Origin of the sequence: Streptomyces sp. NPDC018029, assembly GCF_044327655.1 — a bacterium.
Lineage (GTDB): Bacteria > Actinomycetota > Actinomycetes > Streptomycetales > Streptomycetaceae > Streptomyces.
Genome location: NZ_JBIRFV010000006.1, coordinates 323,646 through 343,556 on the forward strand (window position 1 = coordinate 323,646; position 19,911 = coordinate 343,556).

The 19,911-nt window shown below is 72.6% G+C and carries 20 protein-coding genes; 9 read left to right on the forward strand and 11 right to left on the reverse strand.

The window, feature by feature from the left end; all coding sequences use genetic code 11:
- Window positions 1-11 precede the first annotated feature (11 nt).
- The 4 genes from ACH4D5_RS20530 to ACH4D5_RS20545 are packed head-to-tail and all read left to right on the forward strand — an operon-like array spanning window position 12 to window position 3,677.
- Window positions 12-719: a hypothetical protein gene (locus ACH4D5_RS20530; protein ID WP_398304259.1), complete on the forward strand. Its 708-nt coding sequence runs from the start codon at window positions 12-14 to the stop codon at window positions 717-719.
- Window positions 716-1,672 carry a DUF6895 family protein gene (locus ACH4D5_RS20535; protein WP_398304262.1) on the forward strand — a complete coding sequence of 319 codons (957 nt, stop codon included), beginning with the start codon at window positions 716-718 and terminating at the stop codon, window positions 1,670-1,672. The genes ACH4D5_RS20530 and ACH4D5_RS20535 overlap by 4 nt, the downstream gene beginning before the upstream one ends.
- Entirely contained in the window at window positions 1,669-2,598 is a 930-nt protein-coding gene (locus tag ACH4D5_RS20540; protein WP_398304264.1) for a DUF6895 family protein, read from the forward strand. Before ACH4D5_RS20535 ends, ACH4D5_RS20540 begins: the two co-directional genes overlap by 4 nt.
- Window positions 2,595-3,677, forward strand: a complete 1,083-nt coding sequence (locus ACH4D5_RS20545) for a serine hydrolase domain-containing protein (RefSeq protein WP_398304267.1) — start codon at window positions 2,595-2,597, stop codon at window positions 3,675-3,677. Before ACH4D5_RS20540 ends, ACH4D5_RS20545 begins: the two co-directional genes overlap by 4 nt.
- Window positions 3,678-3,704: 27 nt before the next feature.
- Here the strand turns inward: ACH4D5_RS20545 and ACH4D5_RS20550 are convergent, their stop codons facing one another.
- Together ACH4D5_RS20550 and ACH4D5_RS20555 are read right to left on the reverse strand one after the other, a co-directional pair.
- Complete coding sequence (locus ACH4D5_RS20550) at window positions 3,705-4,868, reverse strand: SagB/ThcOx family dehydrogenase (RefSeq protein WP_398304270.1); 1,164 nt, start codon at window positions 4,866-4,868, stop codon at window positions 3,705-3,707.
- 94 nt (window positions 4,869-4,962) lie between these two features.
- Window positions 4,963-5,091 (reverse strand): hypothetical protein, encoded by a 129-nt coding sequence (locus tag ACH4D5_RS20555; RefSeq protein WP_398304273.1) that lies wholly within the window; start codon window positions 5,089-5,091, stop codon window positions 4,963-4,965.
- A gap of 270 nt (window positions 5,092-5,361) precedes the next feature.
- Here ACH4D5_RS20555 and ligD point away from each other — a divergent pair, with 270 nt between their 5' ends.
- From ligD to ACH4D5_RS20570, 3 genes are all read left to right on the forward strand, one after another.
- Window positions 5,362-6,309 carry a non-homologous end-joining DNA ligase gene (gene ligD, locus ACH4D5_RS20560; protein WP_398304276.1) on the forward strand — a complete coding sequence of 316 codons (948 nt, stop codon included), beginning with the start codon at window positions 5,362-5,364 and terminating at the stop codon, window positions 6,307-6,309.
- A gap of 48 nt (window positions 6,310-6,357) precedes the next feature.
- The gene (locus ACH4D5_RS20565) at window positions 6,358-7,329 is read left to right on the forward strand and encodes a hypothetical protein (protein WP_398304278.1); all 972 of its coding nucleotides are present in this window, start codon (window positions 6,358-6,360) and stop codon (window positions 7,327-7,329) included.
- A gap of 152 nt (window positions 7,330-7,481) precedes the next feature.
- The gene (locus tag ACH4D5_RS20570; RefSeq protein ID WP_398304281.1) at window positions 7,482-8,471 is read left to right on the forward strand and encodes a Ku protein; all 990 of its coding nucleotides are present in this window, start codon (window positions 7,482-7,484) and stop codon (window positions 8,469-8,471) included.
- Window positions 8,472-8,487: 16 nt separating this feature from the next.
- On the opposite strand, the gene ACH4D5_RS20575 is transcribed toward ACH4D5_RS20570, so the two are convergent.
- Window positions 8,488-9,225 (reverse strand): NIPSNAP family protein, encoded by a 738-nt coding sequence (locus ACH4D5_RS20575; RefSeq protein ID WP_398304284.1) that lies wholly within the window; start codon window positions 9,223-9,225, stop codon window positions 8,488-8,490.
- A 113-nt stretch (window positions 9,226-9,338) separates the two neighbouring features.
- Between ACH4D5_RS20575 and ACH4D5_RS20580 the strand changes: the two genes are divergently transcribed.
- Window positions 9,339-10,358, forward strand: coding sequence for a helix-turn-helix transcriptional regulator (locus ACH4D5_RS20580; RefSeq protein ID WP_398304287.1), 1,020 nt, complete (start codon window positions 9,339-9,341; stop codon window positions 10,356-10,358).
- Here ACH4D5_RS20580 and ACH4D5_RS20585 read toward each other — a convergent pair.
- The 7 genes from ACH4D5_RS20585 to hemC form a co-directional block, all read right to left on the reverse strand.
- Window positions 10,345-10,884, reverse strand: coding sequence for a hypothetical protein (locus ACH4D5_RS20585; RefSeq protein WP_398304290.1), 540 nt, complete (start codon window positions 10,882-10,884; stop codon window positions 10,345-10,347). The genes ACH4D5_RS20580 and ACH4D5_RS20585 overlap by 14 nt on opposite strands.
- Window positions 10,881-12,386, reverse strand: coding sequence for an ATP-binding protein (locus tag ACH4D5_RS20590; RefSeq protein WP_398304293.1), 1,506 nt, complete (start codon window positions 12,384-12,386; stop codon window positions 10,881-10,883). The genes ACH4D5_RS20585 and ACH4D5_RS20590 overlap by 4 nt, the downstream gene beginning before the upstream one ends.
- On the reverse strand, window positions 12,383-13,111 hold the full coding sequence (locus ACH4D5_RS20595) for a response regulator (protein WP_398304296.1): 729 nt from the start codon (window positions 13,109-13,111) through the stop codon (window positions 12,383-12,385). The genes ACH4D5_RS20590 and ACH4D5_RS20595 overlap by 4 nt, the downstream gene beginning before the upstream one ends.
- A gap of 64 nt (window positions 13,112-13,175) precedes the next feature.
- A complete protein-coding gene (locus ACH4D5_RS20600) occupies window positions 13,176-14,471 on the reverse strand; it encodes an acyltransferase family protein (RefSeq protein ID WP_398304299.1) in 1,296 nt (431 codons plus the stop codon).
- A gap of 23 nt (window positions 14,472-14,494) precedes the next feature.
- The gene (locus ACH4D5_RS20605; protein WP_398304301.1) at window positions 14,495-15,310 is read right to left on the reverse strand and encodes an SGNH/GDSL hydrolase family protein; all 816 of its coding nucleotides are present in this window, start codon (window positions 15,308-15,310) and stop codon (window positions 14,495-14,497) included.
- A 136-nt stretch (window positions 15,311-15,446) separates the two neighbouring features.
- Complete coding sequence (locus tag ACH4D5_RS20610) at window positions 15,447-16,382, reverse strand: trypsin-like serine peptidase (protein ID WP_398304304.1); 936 nt, start codon at window positions 16,380-16,382, stop codon at window positions 15,447-15,449.
- Between the two features lie 206 nt (window positions 16,383-16,588).
- Window positions 16,589-17,524: a hydroxymethylbilane synthase gene (gene hemC, locus ACH4D5_RS20615; protein WP_398304307.1), complete on the reverse strand. Its 936-nt coding sequence runs from the start codon at window positions 17,522-17,524 to the stop codon at window positions 16,589-16,591.
- A 274-nt stretch (window positions 17,525-17,798) separates the two neighbouring features.
- Here hemC and ACH4D5_RS20620 point away from each other — a divergent pair, with 274 nt between their 5' ends.
- Complete coding sequence (locus ACH4D5_RS20620) at window positions 17,799-18,311, forward strand: GNAT family N-acetyltransferase (RefSeq protein WP_398304310.1); 513 nt, start codon at window positions 17,799-17,801, stop codon at window positions 18,309-18,311.
- Between the two features lie 49 nt (window positions 18,312-18,360).
- On the opposite strand, the gene ACH4D5_RS20625 is transcribed toward ACH4D5_RS20620, so the two are convergent.
- Entirely contained in the window at window positions 18,361-19,905 is a 1,545-nt protein-coding gene (locus ACH4D5_RS20625) for an MFS transporter (RefSeq protein WP_398304313.1), read from the reverse strand.
- Between the last annotated feature and the right edge of the window lie 6 nt (window positions 19,906-19,911).

Consider the following 19,911-nt stretch of genomic DNA (forward strand, 5'->3'; position numbering starts at 1 on the left):
AGGGCAACCAGATGGAGCAGCCCAGCACTTTGACGCCTTTGACGGGCGCGGTGCGGGAACTCGCCTCCAACGTGGTCTCCGCTCTGGAGAGCGGGGGCCACTCCCGGCTGTCCGCCGGCCCGGCGGTCACCACCGGGGACGACGACCTCGGCCTTGCCGCGGTCCGCGTCCTGGGGGCGGACGTCCTGCTGCCGAGCGTTCTGCACGGCGCCCCACCCGCCCCCGTCGACCTGGCGGTCTGCGAGAAGGCGGTGCTCGCCCACCCGCCCGGCCCCGACGCCTCGGTCACCTCCCGCTGGACCCACTGGGCGATGACCCGCACACTGCGGCGACTGGGCGCACCGGCGGCCGGTACTCCCCCCGGTGACGCCGACCCCGACGCCGCCTGGCTGGACGACCTCCCCTGGCAGGCGCTCACCCACCAGCTGTCCCTCCTGGCCCCGCTCGCCGTACCGGACGCCGACAGCGCGGTCGCCCGCGCCGCGGCGGGCCGCACCCTCGACATCGCCCGGGGCTTCGTACGCGCCGTACGACGCCGGGGCTGGCTCCAGGCGGCCGGCGCCGGACGCTGGCTGGCCCTCCTCGACGACGTGCCCGAGACGCTGGGCCTGGACGCCGGGCTGGAGTTCGTGACCCTCATGGGCGGCGACGACCCACGCGTCGCACTGCACCTGCACGCCGCCCGGCTCCTGCGCCCCGCGAGCCTTGGAGCGCCGTGACCTCACCGGTGACGACCGAGGTGCGACGGCTGGCCGACAGCGCACTCGGCTGGCTGTCCGACCACCGCGACGGCTTCCGGCTCGGCGACGACGCGCTCGAACCGGACGCCGACGTCAACGGCTCCTGGAAACCTGTCGGCGAACTGGCCCAGATGTGCCTGTGCGTCCGCCGCGCCACCCGGCCGGGCACGACGGCGCACGACACCGCCGCCGACCTGCTCTGGCACGCCTGGCGCGAGACCCGCGACGGTGCCCTGTTCCTCGACGTGCAACGGCTCGAACCCTGGGCCTCGTACCCCTTCGAGGTGTACGCCGCGTTCGCCTCCGCCGGCCTGCGGAACCCGGCGTACGAGCACTTCACCGCCACCCTGGTCCGAACCCGGGCCTGGCGGACGACGGAACAGCTCCCGAACCGCCTGCTCAGCGTGCTCAACTCCGAGTGCCGCACCGGCCTCACGCCCCACGAGGCCACCTCCGCCGCACTCCGCCGCACCTGGCTGGGCGGCCTGCCCGAGCCGTGGGCCTTCGAGCGGACCGCCGGGTACACCCTCACCCACGTCGTCTACCACCTCACGGACTGGGGCCACGACCCGCACCGCGTGCCCGAGGACATCGCGGCATACCTGCACGCCTGGTTGCCCGCCTGGCTCGACAACTGCGTGGAAGCCGGACTCTGGGACCTGAGCTGCGAACTGCTCGCCGTCGCCGCATCCCTCCCCGACCCCCCGGCGCCCGAACTCACCGACGACGCCTGGCGGGCCCTGGCACTGGCGCAGGACACCTCCGGAGCACTGCCGGAGACGGACCGCGGACCCCACGGTGAGGAGGTCCCGAGGGTCTTCGCCAACTGCTACCACTCCACGCTCGTCGCGGCCTTCGCCGCCACCCTGACCGCCGCCCGTCGTGCCGAAGCACCGGACAGCGACGTGACCCACCGAGGAGTGCCGCAATGACCGCCGCCAGCACCCGTCTTGTCCACACGGTCGGAGTGAAAGCCATCGAATGGCTCTTCGCGCACCGCGACGGGTTCCGGCTGCAACCCGACGCCGACCCCGAGACCGGATTCCTCGAACGGTTCAAACCCGTCGGCGAACTCGCCTTCATCTGCACAGTGCTCTTCCGCGAAGGGGTCGCCGGCTCCCGCCAGGCCGACCTGGCCCGCCGGCTGATCGACCACGCCTGGCGGGAGGTCCTGGACGGCGGGCGGATGCTGGTGCGCGGCCAGCGCACCGAACCGATCTCCCCGATCCCCTTCGAGACCTACATCCCGTTCCGTGAACTCGGCTACAGCCAGCCCGAGCTGGAACGGGCGATCCTGCTCAACCACCGGCTGACCGGCTATGCCGCCCTCGAGGTCCTGCCCGTCCGGAGACTCGCCCTCAGCGCGTTCGAACGGCGCTTCGGGCTCACGCCGACCCTGCCCGAGGACGAGGCGTTCCGCCGGACATGGCTGGCACGCCGCCCGGAGCCCTGGACCGTCGACACCCGCACCGCCTACGACATCACCCACACCGTCTTCCACCTCACCGACTGGGGCGAGCGACCGGAGGGCCTGCCGGCCGACGTCGCCGACCACCTGAGCCAGTGGCTGCCGGTCTGGCTGGACGACTGGCTCGACCTGGAACGATGGGACCTGCTCGGCGAACTGCTCGTCGTCGACGCCTGCCTGCCCGACCCCACCCTCGACGCGCCCTCCTGGGAGGGCTTCGCCGCCGCCCAGCAACCCGACGGGGCCATGCCCGCGGTGCGCGCCATGCCCGAAGGCGACCCCGAGGACGTCTTCGACGTCGTCTACCACTCCACGCTGGTCGCCGCCTTCGCCTCCGTCCTCGCCACCTCGCGGGCCATGGGCCGGCTCACCGCCGAGGCCCCCGCGTGAACCGCCCCGGCCACCATCACGGCCGGTACGGCGACGACGCCCGACTCCTCGACGCGGCCGTCGCGTCCGTCGACTCGCCCGACGTCGTGTTCGCGCTCTCCCGACACGGCCACCGCACCGTCCGCAGCGGCGGCACCGCGCCCACTACACCCGTACCGCGCGAGCGACTCCGGTACGAGATCGGATCGGCGTCCAAGACCTTCACCGGCCTGCTCCTCGCCGACCTCGTCCACCACGGCGTACTGTCCGGCAACGAGCCGGCCGTCTCCCTGCTTGACCCCGCCAGACCACCGGGGCCGCGCCCCGCGACCCTGACGCACCTCATGACCCACACCTCCGGACTGCCGCCGCTGCCCGCCGACTTCTACCCCCAGGCCCTGCCCCGCTGGTCCACCAACCCCTACGCCCACTACCCGCCCGAGCGGGTCGTCCGCGCCTTCCTGCGCGCCCGCCCGCGCCACCGGCCCGGCACCCGCTGGCGCTACTCCAACTTCGCCGTCGCCGTCCTCGGACACACCCTCGCGGCGGCCACCGCGACCCCCTGGGAACACCTGCTGACCGAGCGCGTCCTGCGCCCCCTCGGCCTCCTCGACGGAACCGCCCTGCGCCCCACCGGCCCCGGCATCGACGCCACCGGCCACCGCGCCGACGGCACCACCCCCACGCCGCCCCTCCGCATCGGCGGCTTCCAGGCGGCCGGCGCCGTCCGCGCCACCCCCGACGCCCTGCTCACCTTCCTCGAAGCACACCTGCGCCCCGACGGCTCATCGCTCGCCGCCGCCCTCCAGGAGGTGCGCCGCCCGCTGCTGCGCCGCGGCTGGAACCACGCGCACACCCACACCGCGGCCTGGTTCCACCACCCCGCCGACGGCGGAAGCATGTACTTCCACATGGGAGCCACCAGCGGACAGACCGCCTTCCTGGGCTTCCGCCCCGACAGCGGCACCGCGCTCGTCGCCCTGTCCACTCGCCGCCACAGCCGCCGGGACACCCTCGTCCCGACCGCCTACGCCCTGCTCGGCTCGCTGACCGGCGGTCTTCCGTCGAACGCCGCTCTTTATGGCGTGAACGTTCGTTGATCCGTGGGGTCACCACCCTCGCGGACTTCAGCCCCCAGGCGGCCGCCGACCACCGGGCGTGACGAGGCGGGTGGCGCCGAAGGTCCCGACGGTGGCGGTCGGCGGCGCCTCCGTGGGTTCCGGGTGCGGGGGACCCGCGGCGAGGACGTACAGCGGGGTGTGGCCGGTGTTGTCCAAGGTGCAGCGCTCGGCCAGCGCGGAGTCCCGGAAGGCGCCGGTCTGGGCGGGACCCAGGCCCAGAGCGGTCGCGGTCAGCGCGAACGTCTGCCCGAGGTGGCCCGCGTTGAGCAGGGATACGCGATAACAGCGCGGCGTCGGATACTTCACGCTCATCCGCTCCAGCCTGGCGGCAAGGACCACGAGGACAGAGGCCGCCCCGGCCCACTCCTGGTCGGCGCACAGGTGGGCCGCCTCGTCGCGGGACAGGCCCTCGGTGAGCAGCTCCAGAGAGTGCTGGAGACCGTTGTAGTGATACCAGCCGGGCGCCACGCCGGTGACGTTGCGTACCCCGACGTAGGCGTCGAGTTCCTGGCGCGCGCCACCTTGCGGGCTGGTCCGCAGGTACAGGGCGCCGAGCCCGCAGTCGATGAAGTGCACCGGGCCGAATGACGCGGCCAACAAGGTGGCCAACGCTTCCAGCGGCACAGGGGTGTCGGTGAAGTCCCGCACGGTACGCCGGGCGTACAGCACCTGCCCGTACGGAACCGACAGGTCCGCCGGGGGCCGGGGCAGCAGGACGCGGGGCGCGTCGGGGTACCCGGTGAACACTCCCACGGCAGCGGGCCCTTCCTGTCCTACCTGCCCTTCGTGCTCTTCTCCCTCGGTCCGCTCAGAAGTGGCCTGCTCAAGGTCGTCGTACACGTCCTGAGTGGTGTAGTGGAAGAACGACGCCTCGGGCGACCAGGTGCTCCAGTGCCGGGCGATCTCGTCGTCGCGTGCCGCCCGGGGGTCGTCCTCGGCCAGCAGCACCCCGGCCTCGACCAGAGCCGCGACGGCGTCGGCGACGGTGTCAGGGGTGAGATGGTCCAGGGCCTTGGCGGCCTCCTGGGGCGTCGTCCAGTCCTCGAAGGCGGACAGGATCTCGGACACCGCCGGGTGCAGCGTGGTCGGTGTGCCGTGCGGGTAGGGGTGCAGCACGAACATGCCTGCGTGCCAGTAGCAGGTCAGACCGCGCGAACGACGCAGCCGCAAGGGGACTCCCGGAGGCGATGCGGGCGGATGAGGGAAACGGGGCCGGAGCCCGTGGGGGGAGCGCCGGCCCCTGGATCTGCCGTCAGGCGCGGAGCTACCGTCGGGCGTCGTTGCCGGCCGCCTTCGCCACCCAGCGCCAGCGCCACTGCCAGTGAGGGTTGTTGCCGTGGACCTGCCGGTCGGCGCGCACCATCGTCCGGGCCTGGATCGGGATCTTGCGCATCGAGTCGTCACCTCCTTCCCGCGAGTCGGCGTTCACCTGCGTGCTTCCCGCGTACGAAGGGGAGAAAGGTCGACCCCCGCGAAACCCATCGAGAGGATGGACGGGAAGCATTACTACGCAGAGTCGCAAAACAGTTACTCGGCGTGCGTGAACCGCGCGCCCCCGTACCACCGCCGCGGCGGGGACGGAGCCGGGGGCGGCGGGGCCGACCGGGCGAGATGGGCCGACGGCGCGCATGAACGCGACCGGATGGGGCGAGGGCTGACAAGCATGACCCCCCTGCCGCGCATCGCCCCCATGCTCGCCACCCCGGGTTCGCTGCCGCCCCCGCAGAGCGAGCACCTGTGGAGCACGGAGACCAAGTACGACGGGCAGCGCGCGGTCGTGTACCTGCCCGGCGACCACACCGTGCTGATCCGCTCGCGCTCCGGCGAGGACATCACCGCCGCCTACCCCGAACTCCACGCCCTGTCCGACGTCCTGGGCGACGTGCCGGCGGTCCTGGACGGGGAGATCGTCGTCTTCGATGAGGCGGGCCGTTCCAGCTTCGCGCTTCTCCAGCCCCGGATGGGGCTGGCCGGCTCCCCGGCGAAAGCCGCCCGCCTCGCCGCGCAGGCCCCCGCGCACCTCGTCCTGTTCGACGTGCTCTTCCTGGACGGCCAGGACCTCACCCGCATGCCCTACACCCACCGCCGCGCCACTCTGACGCAACTGGTCGAGGCGGGGCCGGGCTGGTCCATCCCCACAGCCGTCACCGGCCACAGCCGCGAGGCCCTGGAACTCGCCCACGCGCAGGGTCTGGAAGGCATCGTGCTGAAGCGGCTCGACTCGGTCTACGAACCCGGCAGGCGCTCACCGGCCTGGCTCAAGATCAGGAACGTGCGCACCGTGGACGCGGTCGTCGGCGGCTGGCTGCCGGGGCAGGGACGCCTCGGCGGTCTGCCGGGTGCGGTCCTGGTCGGGGAGTACGAGGACGGGGTCCTGGTCTACCGGGGGAGTGTGGGCACGGGGTGGAGCGAGCGGGAACGCGCCGAGCTCGCCCGGCTCCTGGACGTCGCCGCCATCGACGACTGCCCCTTCACGCCCGCGCCCGCCGTGCCCGGCGCCCGATGGGTCCTGCCCCGGCTGGTCGCCGAAGTCCGCTACGCCACCCGTACCCGGGCCGGACTTCTGCGCCATCCGGTATGGCACCGACTGCGTCCGGACCTGGCCCCCTAGGGGCGACCCGAAGTGCACGGAGACGCGGCTGGGGGGAGGCTGAGGAGGATGCGGCGCAAGAGTGCGAAGGACAGCGAAGAGCGCGACGCGGAGAGTGTGCTCGACGAGCTCTACGCCACCGCGCCGCCCCGCTTCGTCTCCCGCCGTGAGGAGTTGGCCGCGCGGGCCAGGACGGAAGGACGCGCGGCGGACGCCCGGCGGATCCGTGCCGCCCGCCGCCCGACCCTCGCGGCGTGGGCGGCGAACCTGCTGCTGCACTCCCGGCCGGAAGAGAGCCGACGGTTCCTCGACCTCGGGCAGGAGCTGCGCGAGGCGTACCGGACCCTGGACGCGGCCGAGATCAAAGAGCTGTCCAAGCAGCGCGGCAGCGTCGTCGCGAGCCTGTCCCGACAGGCTGCCGAGCTCGCCAGGGACGCCGGGCACCGGCTGTCGGACGCGGCGCAGCAGGACGTCGCCTCCACCTTGCACGCCGTACTCGCCGATGAGGACGCGGCGGACCAGTGGGCGACCGGACGTCTGGAAAGCGCACTCACTCCGCCCGCGGAATTCCCGCCCTCCGGCGTCACCGGCACCGCTGGCGCGCGGCCGAAGTCGGCCCGGTCCAAGGGCGCCGCGCAGCGGTCACGCGCAGGGACAGGGACGGACGCGGGGAAGCGGCCCGCCGGGGCGAAGGACGAACTCGCCGAGCGGCGCCGCCAGAAGCAGGAAAGGCGCGCACAAGAGGCCCGCGAGGCCGCCGAAGCGGCGGACGAGCAGCTGCGCGAGCGGCACGCCGAACACCGGGACGCCGACGAGGCGCTGCAGCAGGCGCGCGACCGGCACGAGGAGGCGCGTCGGCAGATGACCGCGGCCGAGGAACAACTGCGTCAGGCACAGGAGGAGCTGCGGCGGGCCGACCGGGCAGAGCGGGACGCCGAGGAACGGAGCCGGGAGGCGGCTGACGCCGTCGCCGGGGCCGAACAGGCGGCTCGGGCTGCCGCCCGGGAAGCGGAACGCCTGCGCGGCGGCTCCCGTACGTAGGCGGCTCCCGCACGTGAGTGGCTCCCGTACGTAGGCGGCCCTGCACGTAGGTGGCCCCACTCGCCCACTCGCCCGCTCCCAGCGAGCGCTCCCCGCGCGGGAGTGCCAGCGTGGGCAGCAGAGATTTCGACACATGAGGGGAGCGGGCGCTCATGGCACGCGCGATCTGGACCGGGGTGATCACCTTCGGGCTGGTCAGCGTGCCGGTCGGCCTGTACACCGCGGTCGAGAACCACACGGTCCACTTCCACCAGCTGCAACGCGGCACCACCGACCGGATCCGCAACCGGCGCGTCAACGAACGCACCGGAAAGGAAGTGCCGTCCGAGGACATCGTGAAGGGCTACGAGGCGGCTGAGGGCGAGTACGTCGTCATCGAGCCCGATGAACTGGACGAGATCGCCCCGGGCCGCTCCCGCACCATCGACATCAGCGACTTCGTCGACCTGGACGACATCGAGCCGGTCTACTTCGACCGTACGTACTACGTCGCCCCGCGCGGCAAGGACCACGCCAAGGTGTACGGGCTGCTGCGGGAGGCGCTGGCGGAGGTGGGCAAGGCCGGGATCGCGACGTTCGTGATGCGCGGCAAGCAGTACCTGACCGCGCTGCGCGCCGACGACAAGGTGCTGGTGTTGCAGACCCTGCACTGGGCGGACGAGGTGCGCGACCCGGGCGAGGAACTGCCGGAACTGCCCTCCGGCCAGGTGGGCAAGGGCAAGGAGCGGGACATGGCGGTGCAGTTGATCGACGCCCTGGACGCGCCGTGGGAGCCGGCCAAGTACCACGACACGTATCAGGAGAAGGTGCGGGAGCTGGTGCGCGCGAAGGCGGAGGGCCAGGAGATCGAGGCCGCGGAGGAGGCGCCGCAGGCCACCAACGTCGTCGACCTGATGGAGGTCCTGCAGGGCAGCCTCGACCGGGCCCGCGGCGCCAAGAGCAAGAACGCGGCGAAGAACAAAGACTCGGCGAAGAGCAAGCCCAAGGCCGGGAAAGCGGCCGAACTTCAGCAACTCAGCAAGAGCGAGCTGTACCAGCGAGCCACGGACCAGGGCATCGAGGGACGCTCCAAGATGAGCCGGGACGAGCTGATCGACGCGCTCGCAGGAACCAGCCGCCGCCGCGGCAAAGGCGCCGCCTGACCACGGCCGTTGCACATCAGAGGAGCGAACGGCCCGTGGGCGCGAGTCGCAGGGTCCTGGGGGCTTCCGTCTGCTCCCGTTCGATGCCCGGCAGGATCTCGTCCCGAGCGAGCGGGTGAGCGAGCACGTCGGCGAGGTGCCGGCGGTACGCGCTCTCGTCGGGGTACGACGTGAGGACCACGGTGACGTTCTCCCCGGTGCGGACGGGCAGCCGGGCGAAGGTGTTGGGGGCCGTCTCCGTGGTGAGGGCGGCGAAGGGCGCGGGTCCCGTCGCGCGCAGCACGGGGAGGAGCCTGTCCCGTATCAGCGCGCTGCCAGCGGCCCTGCCGGGCACGAAGGACCACACCGTGGCGCAGACGAACCGTTCGGGGGTCGGAGCGCCCATAGGAGCCCGCCCGGCGGGGGAGACGGCCAAACCGTCGTGATTCGACAAGGGGCGCAGCAGCAGGACGTCGTCGGAGTCGGCCATGGTGGCGTTGGCCTGCGGGCCGTGCTCCGCCCACACGGGGCCTTCGTAGAAGGCGGTCAGCGCGCGGTGCCGTGTCGCCATGTCCGGGAAGCCGCGCAGCCAGACGAAGCGGTCCGGGTCGTCGAGGTCACGGAACTGGCCGAGCACCCGCATCCCCGCCGCTTCCTGGGTCTCGACGAACTCCCGGTCGAACAGCTCGATGAGCTCGTCGCGACGGCCGGGGCGCAGCGTGTACTGGCGAAGCTCGATGACGGCGGGACGGCTGGAAGTCTCGGCGAGAGACACGCGGCAGGCTCCTTCGTGGCGTTCGATGCGGCGGCCAGTTGTTGGGGGCTGGGCACCGACGGTAGGGCGGCCTTGTGCCAGGGGCTGTCAGGGTTTACGGGGAGAATGCGGCCATGTCTGCCGGTCGACTGCTGTCAGTGCTGCTGTTGCTGCAATCCCGCGGCCGTATGTCCGCGCGGGGGATCGCCGACGAGCTGGGCGTGTCCGTGCGGACCGCGTACCGCGACGTGGCCCGGCTGCAGGCCGCCGGGGTGCCGGTCTACGCGGAGCCGGGCCGCAACGGCGGCTATCAGCTGCTCGACGGCTACCGCACGCGCCTGACCGGGATGAGCGAGGGCGAGGCGCGAGCGCTGTTCTTCGCCGGGCTGCCCGGTCCCGCCGCGGACCTGGGGCTCGCGGAGGAGGTAGCCGCGGCACGGCTCAAGCTGCTGGCCGCGCTGCCCGCGGGAGCGCGCGAGGAGGCGGCGCGGACCGCGGCGGTGTTCCACCTGGACGCTCCGGCCTGGTACCGGGAGCCCGAACCGGCGCCATATCTGACCTTGTTCGTCGACGCGGTGCTCGGTCGAAACGTGGTGGACGTGCGCTACCGGCGGTGGCGCGCGCCGCAGGAAGTGCGGCGTCGGCTCCGCCCGTACGGTCTCGTGCTCAAGTCGGGCGTCTGGTACCTCGTGGCCGCCACGGAGAGCCGGACCGCGACCTACCGCGTCACCCAGGTCCTCGACGCGGCCCTGAGCGACGAGCGGTTCGACCGACCGCCCGACTTCGACCTGGGCGCCTACTGGGCCTCCTATCTCGACGACTTCGAGAAGCGCCGTTTCACCGGCACGGCCACGGTCCGTCTCTCGCCGAGGGGACGCCGACGGCTGCCGGACAACCTTCCCCCGGAGGTGGCGCGGGCCGTCGAGGACACCGCGACCCCTGTCGGCGACGACGGATGGACCGAGGCGGTCATCCCGACGGAGAGCACCGAGCACGCCTGCGGTGAACTGCTGCGACTCGGTGTCGACGTCGAGGTCGTCGCTCCGGCGGAACTCCGCCGGGCCATGGCCGACACGGTGAACGCACTCGCCGGAACGTACGACGCCGACAGGAACGAGGGGCCCGACGAGGTGCGGGACGTCATGAGTCGGTGAGGGGATGGGCGTTGCCGTTGGCGTCGCAGCGTACGGTCCACGGGCTCGGGGCGCGGCCGAGGTTCTCGTGGAAGCGGACGTCCACGGTCGTGGGAGCCCGGCCCCCGGGCACGTCGGCGTGAGCGGCGGTGCAGGTGAGCTGGCTGACGGCGGCGACCTGGAGTTCCTTGATGTTCACAGGGAGATAGACGTCGACCGTGCCGGTGGTCGCGGTCGCCGTCAGGCGGCCATTCATCGAGGGGACCTCGCTGATCAGGCCGCGTTCGCGTTCCGCGCTGGTGGGGCCTTCCAGGAGGAGGTCCAGGGCCTGCTGCGGGCTGAGCGGGCGGTCGGCAGGACGGGCGGCGGCGCGCAGGCCGTACGGGCCCACGAAGTAGAGGCGTGCGAAGTCGGCACCGGTACCGGGGCGTTGGATCCCGGAGGCAGGGGCGCCCGCCTTCTCGGGAGCGGTGGGGCTGATCCCGCAGCCGGCCGCCAGCAGCAGCACCGGGACGAGCAGGGAGAGCAGGGAGAGGCGATTTCTCATGGCTGCTGTTCCTCCGCGTCGGGGACTGGGCCGGAGAGAGGGAGGGTCAGCGTGAACTCCGCGCCGCCCTCGGGCGAGTTGGCGGCGGTGAGGGTGCCGTGATGCAGGCGTACGTTCTCGGCGGCGATGGCCAGGCCGAGACCGCTGCCCTCGGACCGGGCGCGGGCCGCGTCCGCCTTGTAGAAGCGGTCGAAGACGTGCGGCAGGACGTCGTGGGGGATGCCGGGACCGTGATCGGTGACGGTGACAGTCGCCCTGTCACCGTCACCGTCGGTCCCCGCGGTCGCCCACGCCCGGACGACGACCGGCGGGGCCCCGTGCCGCAGCCCGTTGCCGATCAGGTTGGCCAGCACGACGTCGATGCGTCTCGGATCGACGGACACGCGCACGTCCTCGGGCACCTCCACCACGACCTGCCCCGGCGGCGTCCGCCAGCCGCGCAGCTGCACGGTCTTCTCGACGAGCGTGCGCAGGTCGACGTCGTCCGGGTGCAGGGCGGCGGCGCCCGCGTCGAAGCGCGACACCTCCATCAGGTCCTCGACCATGCGGGCGAGCTTGCGGGTCTCGTCACTGATGAGGAGTACGGCGTCGGCGGTGTCCGGAGGCAGGACCCCGCTCTGCGCGTCCTCGTCGAGGACCCCGGTCACCGCGGTCATGGCGGCCAGCGGTGTCCGCAGTTCGTGCGCGACGTCGGCGGCGAAGCGGCGTGCGGTGGCCTCCATGCGGCGCAGTTCGGCGTCGTCCCTCTCCAGGTGCGCCGCCATCGTGTTGAAGGTGCGGGTCAGGTCGGACAGTTCGTCGTGGCCGGTCACCGGGAGCCGGGTGCCGAGCTCGCCCGAGGCGATCCTCTCGGCTCCGTTGCGCAGTCCTCGGACGGGGCGCAGGACCCGGCGGGCCGCGATCAGAGCCGGCGCCAGGGCGATGACCAGCGCGGGGACGGCGCCCGCCTGCGCCGCCGTGACCAGCGCCGAGATGTCCGCCTTGTCGCCGTCGAGGGAGAAGGTGGCGTACACGACCAGGCCGGACGCGGCACGATCGTCGTCGTCCGGGTGGTCTGCGGCGTAACCGACCGGCATGCCGATGACCAGCCAGGGGGCGCCGTCACGCTCGATCCGCTGTCGGACCGCCGAGTCCTGCCGCTCCCCGACCGCGGCGCGCAGGGCCGCGGGAATCGCCGTGCTCTGTGGGGCGCCCGGGGCCGTCACGGGTGGGCCGCTCCGGTAGGACGCGGCGGTGTGCCAGTCGCGGGAGCTGCCGGCCCTGTCGAGCTGGAGGGTGAAGTTCCGCAGGTCCTGTGCGGTCGGCGGGAAGGGCAGGTCGGGGGCGAGGGAGTCGACCTGGGCGCGCAGGTCGTGGACCGCGTTGTCCTGCGTACGATCGAGGATCGCGGACCGGGCCTGGCGGAATGTGAGAGCGGCGGTGATCAACGCGCTGAGCGCCGACACGAGCAGGAAGGCGACGACGAGGCGTACGCGGAGCCCTCGCGGGGGGCGCGGCCTCATGACGGTACGGGACCGAAGCGGTAGCCGAAGCCTCGTACCGTCTGGATGTACACCGGGTGGCGCGGGTCGTCCTCGACCTTGCCGCGCAGCCGCATGACGCAGGCGTCGACGAGGCGGGCGTCGCCGTAGAAGCTGTGCTCCCACACCTGTTCCAGCAGAAGCTGGCGGCTGAAGACCTGGCCGGGCGCGGCGGCCAGGAAGAGCAGCAGCTTCAACTCCGAGGGCGCCAGCGGAACTTCCTGACCGTTCTTGGACACCAGAAGCGCGCTGCGGTCGAGGGAGAGGTCACCGTGGCGTTCCGGAGTGACCGGTCCGGCGTACGCGTTCTGCCCGGCCCGCGGGGGATCGGCCGCGGGGTCCTGCGGCACCACGCGCCGCAGGACCGCCTTCATCCGGGCCTCGATGACTTCCCCGCTGGCGGGCTTGACGATGTAGTCGTCCGCGCCCGCCTCCAGGCCCACGACCAGATCGATGTCGTCGCCACGGGCGGAGAGGATGATGATCGGCAGTTGCCGGGTCTCGCGGATGCGGCGGCACACCTCCAGGCCGGAGATGCCGGGCAGCATCAGATCGAGCAGCACCAGATCGGGCCGGAACCGCTCCAGGGTGAGCAGGCCGGTCTCGCCGCTCGCCGCCACCTCCAGTTCGTGCCCCCGGCGCCGCAGTGCCAGCGTCACCCCTTTCTGCACCGCGGGATCGTCCTCGATCAGCAGAACTCGTGGCATGGCGATGCGCTCTTCTCCGGGTGCGTATTAAGGCGTGTGCGTGTATTGATGTTTGCCTCCTTCTTTACCATTTGTCGCCGTGGGTGAGTTCTGGGGCGCAGGCGGCGAGCCGGGTGATGTCCACGGACCCGGCCCCGGACCGTGGCTCGGGAATCACCGCCCACAGAGCGGCCAGCGCGGCGAGGGCGGTCAGGAGTGCGAGCGCTCCGGAGCGGCCGTGTGCCCAGCGGGCGCGGAATCGCACGGGGTCTTCCACCAGGTACTTGGACAGGGTGGCGGCCGCGACGGAGACGGCGACGATGATCGCGGTACGGTCCCAGCCCGCCGTGCCCAGGCGCTCTTCGCTCAGCAGGACGTACACCGGCCAGTGCCACAAGTAGAGGCTGTAGGAGATCGCGCCGAACCAGCGGAGCGGGGCGCTGCCCACGACGCGGCCGACAGGGCTGTCCGGGGTGTGCGCGAGGCAGCCGATGAGCAGGGCCGCGGCCAGCGCGTGGAGGAACAGTCCGCCCCGGAACAGGGAGGGGGAGTTCTGCCCGTCGGCGAGCAGCCAATACGTCACGATCCCGCAGGCCAGGACCAGGGCCGCCCAGGACGCGGCCCGCGCCCCGAGCCGCGCCACGAGGCGGGAGGCCGGCCCGGTCGCCATCAGCGCGCCGAGGAGCAGCGAGAAGGCGCGGGTGTCCGTGCCCTCGTACACGCGCGTGGTGTCGACGGGCCCGGTGAAGGCGATCATGAGCGCCAGCGAGGCCGCGGCCCCGGCGGCGGCCACGACGGCGACCCGCACCCCCACGGCCCGGGGACCGCGGGGGCGCCGGCCGCGCGCCAGCAGCCAGAGGACCGGCGGCCAGACGAGGTAGAACTGCTCCTCGACCGCGATGCTCCACAGGTGGCTGAACACGCGGGTGTCGGCGGAGTCCCAATAGCCGACCTGGTCGGCGATGAAGTGCCAGTTCGCGAGGTTGCCGAGCACCCAGGGGGTGTCGTCGAGCCCGAAGCGCAGCAGGGCGGGCGAGCCGAAGGCCCACACCAGGAGCAGGGTTCCCGCGAGCGCCACGGCGAGGGCGGGAAACAGGCGGCGGGCGCGCCGCCCCCAGAAGGCGACCAGGTCGACGCGGCCGTCGCGGGCCGTCTCCTTGAGCAGCAGACCGGTGATCAGGAACCCGGACAGGACGAAGAACAGGTCCACGCCGAGGAAGCCGCCGCTGAACCGGCCGGCGTGGAAGAGCAGCACGCCGAGGACGGCCAGCCCGCGGAGACCGTCCAAGGGCGCGATATGACGGCGGGGCGGGGACGCCGCGGAGGCGGAGCCCGGGACGGCGGTGGATGTGGGGGACAGGGCAGGGGCGGGCGCGGGCATGGGCTTCTTTCCGGAAGGCGTGACTACTTGCAGCCCAGCGAGCTGTAGACCTTGTCGCCGGTCCACGAACCGGTGGCCCACCGGTCGGCCGGGGCGGGCGTGAAGGAGTACAACCGGCCCAGCTCCTTGCTCAGCCACTGCGCGAAGGCGGCCGAACCCTGCTGGCAGGAGTGGATGCCGTCCTTGCTGCGCTGCGCCTTGGGAGCACCGCTGTCGGTGCCCCACAGGGCGGAGGCGTCGAGGAAGCGGACCTTCCCCTGGTGCCGCTCGGCCACCGCCCGGGCCGATTTCGCGGCCGTCTTGATCTCGGCCTCATGCGGCTTGTAGAAGTCGTCGATCTTGAAGGGCGGCGCGGTGACGAAGACGAGTTCGGCGCCGGCGGCACCGACCTTCTCGGCCAGCTTCTCGTAGGCGGCACGCTGTTCGCCGGGCTTGCCCCAGTCGTAGGTGGTGATCTGGTACGCGACGACGTCCGGCTTGAAGGACGTGAGCTCCTTGGGCAGCTGGTCCCAGGTCGGCTCGGCGATCTCACCGATGACGCCACCGCCACCGTCGGCAGCCATCGACTTGAAGGGCGCGCCGTCGGCTCGCAACGCCGCGCCGAGAGCCGGGGCCTCGGCTCCGGCGATGGAGTCGCCCATCCACAGGACCCTGGGTGCGTTCGCCTTCGAGTCCGCGTTCGTGTTCTTGTGCCGGTCGCCGGAGCCGGAGCCGGAGTCGCCATTGCCGCCACCGCAGGCGGCGAGAGCGGCGATGCTCCCCGCCGCCACGAGGGCGATCGCAGTCGTGCGCCACAGGGGGCGCCGGGGGTGGGGGGAAGGAGTGTTCTCGGTGTTCATGTCGTCCAGCAGAACCCGCGGAACCGCAGATCAGGGGCGCTGTCATCGTTTCATCATCTACCGGGAGCACTCCCGTCACACCTGGCGAGAAGTCCTGTCACACACCGCCGCCGTCCCCTCTGCACGTACGGCCGTGTCAGTTCTGCTGAGCCCGGTCGTACACCTTCTTGGCCGTGGCCCCCAGCACCTCTCCGTACATCTTGGTCGGCGTCAGGTTGTCCAGCGAGCTGTTGACCGAGACGAGGACGCCCTTGCCGGTGCTCGCGTCGAAGTCGGCCAGCCACGGGCCGCCGCTTGAGCCGCCGCTCATGTCGCAGGGGATGACCTGCGTGCCGTGCTCCTTCTTCGCCGTACCGACGCAGCGGAGGAGTTCCTCGCCGAGCTGCGGGCGGGTGGCGGAGTAGCCGAAGGAGGAGATGGTGCCGCCGACGGGACGGTTGAACGCGATGGGCTGGCCGCCCACGACGTCGGTGAGCTTCCTGCCGTCCTTGCCGGCGTCGACGGTCAGCGCGGACATGTCGTTCACGGAGTCCACCTGCCAGGTGCGCGGGGTCGCCGCCCGGCGGACCGCGAACGCGCCGTGCGGCGCCTTGCCCTTGCTGTAGCCGGGGACGAAGACCATCGAGAAGTTGGTGTTGTAGGGGGAGGAGCCCCGGCGTACGCAATGAGCCGCCGTCATGACGGCGGAGCGGTTGGCGCTCTTCACCGCGGTGGCCGTGCACCAGGTGTCGGCGCCGCTCGCGTTGACGAAGAAGAGCCGGCCCACCGTCTTCAAGGCGGTGCCGCGCCATGGCTTGGCCTTCGGCCCGGTGGGGCCGAGGTCCACCGACTTCCCGACGGCCTTCATGCGGGCGGGCGTCCAGTAGGCGAGGGCGTCCTTGCGCTCGTCGGCGGTGAACTTCAGGACGGAGACCGGGTCGGCGGCGGTGGTACGGGTCTGCGCGGTCGCGGTCGTGGCTGTGGCGGCCGTCGCCGGGATTGTGACGGCGAGGGCCAGGGCCGTAACGGCCACGGCGCGTCCCGTGGCGCGGGCGCGCGGACGCCGGGGCACGGAAGCGGTTGTCTCGGGCATGGTGAAGGTCTCCTCGGTGACCGCACACGGCGGAACGCGGCGGACGGGCTGTCGGTCGGTCCGCCGTGCAAGAGGAGGCAACCGGCTGTCCGGTTGGCGCTGTCGACGTTCTGTGACAGAGGCGCGGATCGCCCGCCGCGCATCTGCCGTGTCTTCCACACCTGCCGCATCTCCCGCACCACGCCCGCGGGTTCACCCGGTGCTGCTCAGTGGGCGATGCCGTCGATCAGCTCGCGGGCGCCCTGCCGCAGCAGCGCCACGGCCACGGACGTGCCGAGCGTCGCCGGGTCGAGCGGGCCCGCCCACTCGTGCGCGTTGAGCACCGTCTTGCCGTCGGGCGTGAACACGCAGGCGCGCAGCGACAGGTCCCCGCCGCGCTCCGAGCGCGCGTACCCGGCGATCGGCGAGTTGCAGTGGCCCTGCAGCACGTGCAGGAACATGCGCTCCGCGGTCGCCTCCCGCCAGGCGTCCTTGTCGCCCAGGTCCGTCACGGCGTCGATGGTCGCGGTGTCGCCCTCGCGGCACTGCAGGGCGAGGATGCCCGCACCGATCGGCGGGCACATCGTCTCCACCGACAGGATCTCGCTGGCAAGCTCGGGGCGGCCGATGCGGTCCAGGCCCGACTGGGCGAGCAGCAGGGCGTCGGCGTCGCCCGCGGCGAGCTTCTCCAGCCGGCGGCCCGCGTTGCCCCGCATCGGGACGCACTCCAACTCCGGGTGCGAAGCGGCGAGCTGCGCGACGCGACGGACCGACGACGTGCCGATGCGGGTCCCCGCGGGCAGCTCGTCGAGCGTGAGCCCGCCGGGGTGGATCAGCGCGTCCCTGATGTCGTCCCGCTTCAGGAACGCGGCGAACGTGGTGCCCGCGGGCAGCGGCCGGTCCGCCGGCACGTCCTTCACGCAGTGCACCGCGAGATCCGCCTCACCGGCGAGCAGCGCGGCGTCGACCTCCTTGGTGAAGGCTCCCTTGCCGCCGAGCGCCGCCAGATCGCCCATCCAGCGGTCCCCCGAAGTGGTGACCGGCACGACCTCGGTACGGATACCGGGGTGCAGCGCGGCGAGTTCGGTGCGGACGCGCTCCACCTGGGCGAGGGCCATGGGGGAGGAGCGGGAGACGATACGGATCAGCTCAGGAACGGACATGCGGTCCACGATAAGGGCTCCGGAGGGGTGCCTCGGACAGGCGTCCAACCGATCAAAGGACCTTCGGTGCGGGTGAGTTGGGATGTGGGAGGCGGGCGGTGCGACCTTTCGGCCATTCGAGGGAGCGTTCCGACACCGCGTCGCGGCGCTTCGAGCGCGCCCACGGGGGTCGCTCCGGGCCGGTGCTTCGGCGTGCGCGAGCAGCGGCCGCCTCATAGCGTGAGGCGCAGACAGCCGCGGCGCGGCGCCGCGCCCGCCCCCCCCTGGAGGCCCCATGTCCCACTCCGCCGCGCCGGACCACCCCTCCGTGCCGGACCATCCCGCCGCGCCCGACCACCCGGCCGGAATCGGTCTCGCGCCGATGACGGCCGCCCATCTGGCCGACGTCCTCGCCCTGGGCCGCCGCGTCTACGACACGTCCGTGAAGCCGTACACCTCCTGGTCGCTCTCCGCGATCGCGAGGCACCTGGACAGCGAGGCGTCCGCGTGCTGGGTCGCGCTGGACGGGGACCACCTCGCGGGCTTCGTGCTCGGCTCGATGGGCTTCGACCAGCGCTCCGACTGGGGCAACCTGGAGTGGATCGCCAGCGCCCCCGAGTATCAGGGACAGGGCATCGCGAGCCGGCTGGTGAAGGCCTGCTGCGCGACGCTCACGGAGGCGGGAGCGAGCGCCGTCGTGACCGACGTCGAGTCCCGCAACACCGCGTCGTCCGCCCTGATGCGGCGCAACGGCTTCGAGGCGAGCGTGTCGGTGACGCTGTTCGTACGCGAGACACCGCCCCGCTAGCCGTGTCCACCAGTCACTGCGCGCACTCCGGTCACTCCGGTCACTCCGGTCACTCCGCGGGACGCCCCCCGGGCTCCAGCGGAGGCGCCTGAAGGTCGCAGCAGGTCTTGCACCGCGGCTCGTTGCCGCGTGCGCCGTGCCAGGCCGGCGGGCTCGGCCTGACGAACAGCGCGGCGGCCGCCGCCGCGAGGACGAACAGGGCCGCGCAGCCCACGGCGGCCTTGCCGAAGGCGGTGTTCAGCGCGTCCGGATCCGCGTACGCCGTGCCCGAGAGGCCGACCGCGAGCGGCAGTCCGGCGACGACGAGCAGCTGCGCGATGCGCGCCGCCGTGTTGTTGACGCCGCTGGCGAGTCCCGCGCGGCTCGCGTCCACCGAGGCCAGCACGGTCGCCGTGAGCGGTGCCACGAACACGCTCATGCCGAGGCCGAGGACGACCACCGCGGGCAGCACGTCGGTGACGTACGCCGCGCCGGGCCGCACCCGCAGCATCAGGAGCACCCCGGCGGCTGCCACCAACGGCCCCGCGACGAGCGGCAGCCGCGGGCCGAGACGCCGTGCCAGGTCACCGGCGGACGCGGACAGGAGCAGCATCAGTACGGTGATCGGCAGCGTCGCCGTGCCCGCCTCCAGGGCCTCGTACCCGAGCGTCGTCTGCAACTGCACCGGCAGCATGAACAGGATCCCGCCGATGGCCGCGTACAGGCACAACGTCATGACGTTGGCCGCGGTGAACAGGCGGGAGCGGAACAGTTCGAGGGGCAGCATCGGATTCCGCTTGCGGTGCTCGACCAGGACGAAGACGCCGCCCGCCAGGAGACCCAGCACCCCCGGCGGGACCACCCCGCCCGCCGATGTGTCACCGGACGCGCCGATCAGCGAGAAGCTGACGCCGGCGAGGAACAGCGCGGCCAGGCACGCGCCGGTCACGTCGAACGGCCGCCGGGAGGCCGCCTCGTCGCGGCTCTCCGGCACGTGCCGCGCCGCGAACAGCACCAGCGCGGCCAGCGGCACGTTGATCAGGAAGATCCACCGCCAGCCGGGCCCGTCGATCAGCCAGCCGCCGAGGAACGGGCCGACCGCTCCCGCCACACCACCGAGTCCCGACCACGCGCCCACCGCGCGGGCCTGGTCCTCCGGGCGGTACGAGGCGCGGACGAGCGCCAGCGAACCGGGTGTCAGGAGTGCCCCGCCGACGCCTTGCAGGGCGCGCGCCGCGATCAGTGTCCCGGCATCCTGCGCGAGGCCGCACAGCGCGGACGCCGCCGCGAACCACACCACCCCGATGACGAGCGTGCGCCGCCGCCCGACGCGGTCGCCGAGCGCTCCGCCGAGCAGCAGCAGAGCCGAGAGCGTGAGCATGTAGGCGTTGACGACCCACTGGAGGGCGGAGATCGACGCGTCGAGGTCCCGGCCGAGCGTCGGCAGGGCGACGTTGACGACGGTGCCGTCGAGCAGGGCCATGCCCGAGGCGAGCACCGCGCAGCCGAGGACCCAGCGGCCGCGGGCGGAGGCGAGCACGACTCCGCCACCGTCACCACCGCCGGAGTCCGGGGCCGCGCCCGGAGCCGGAGCAGGAGCCGGGCCCGAAGTCATCGCGTC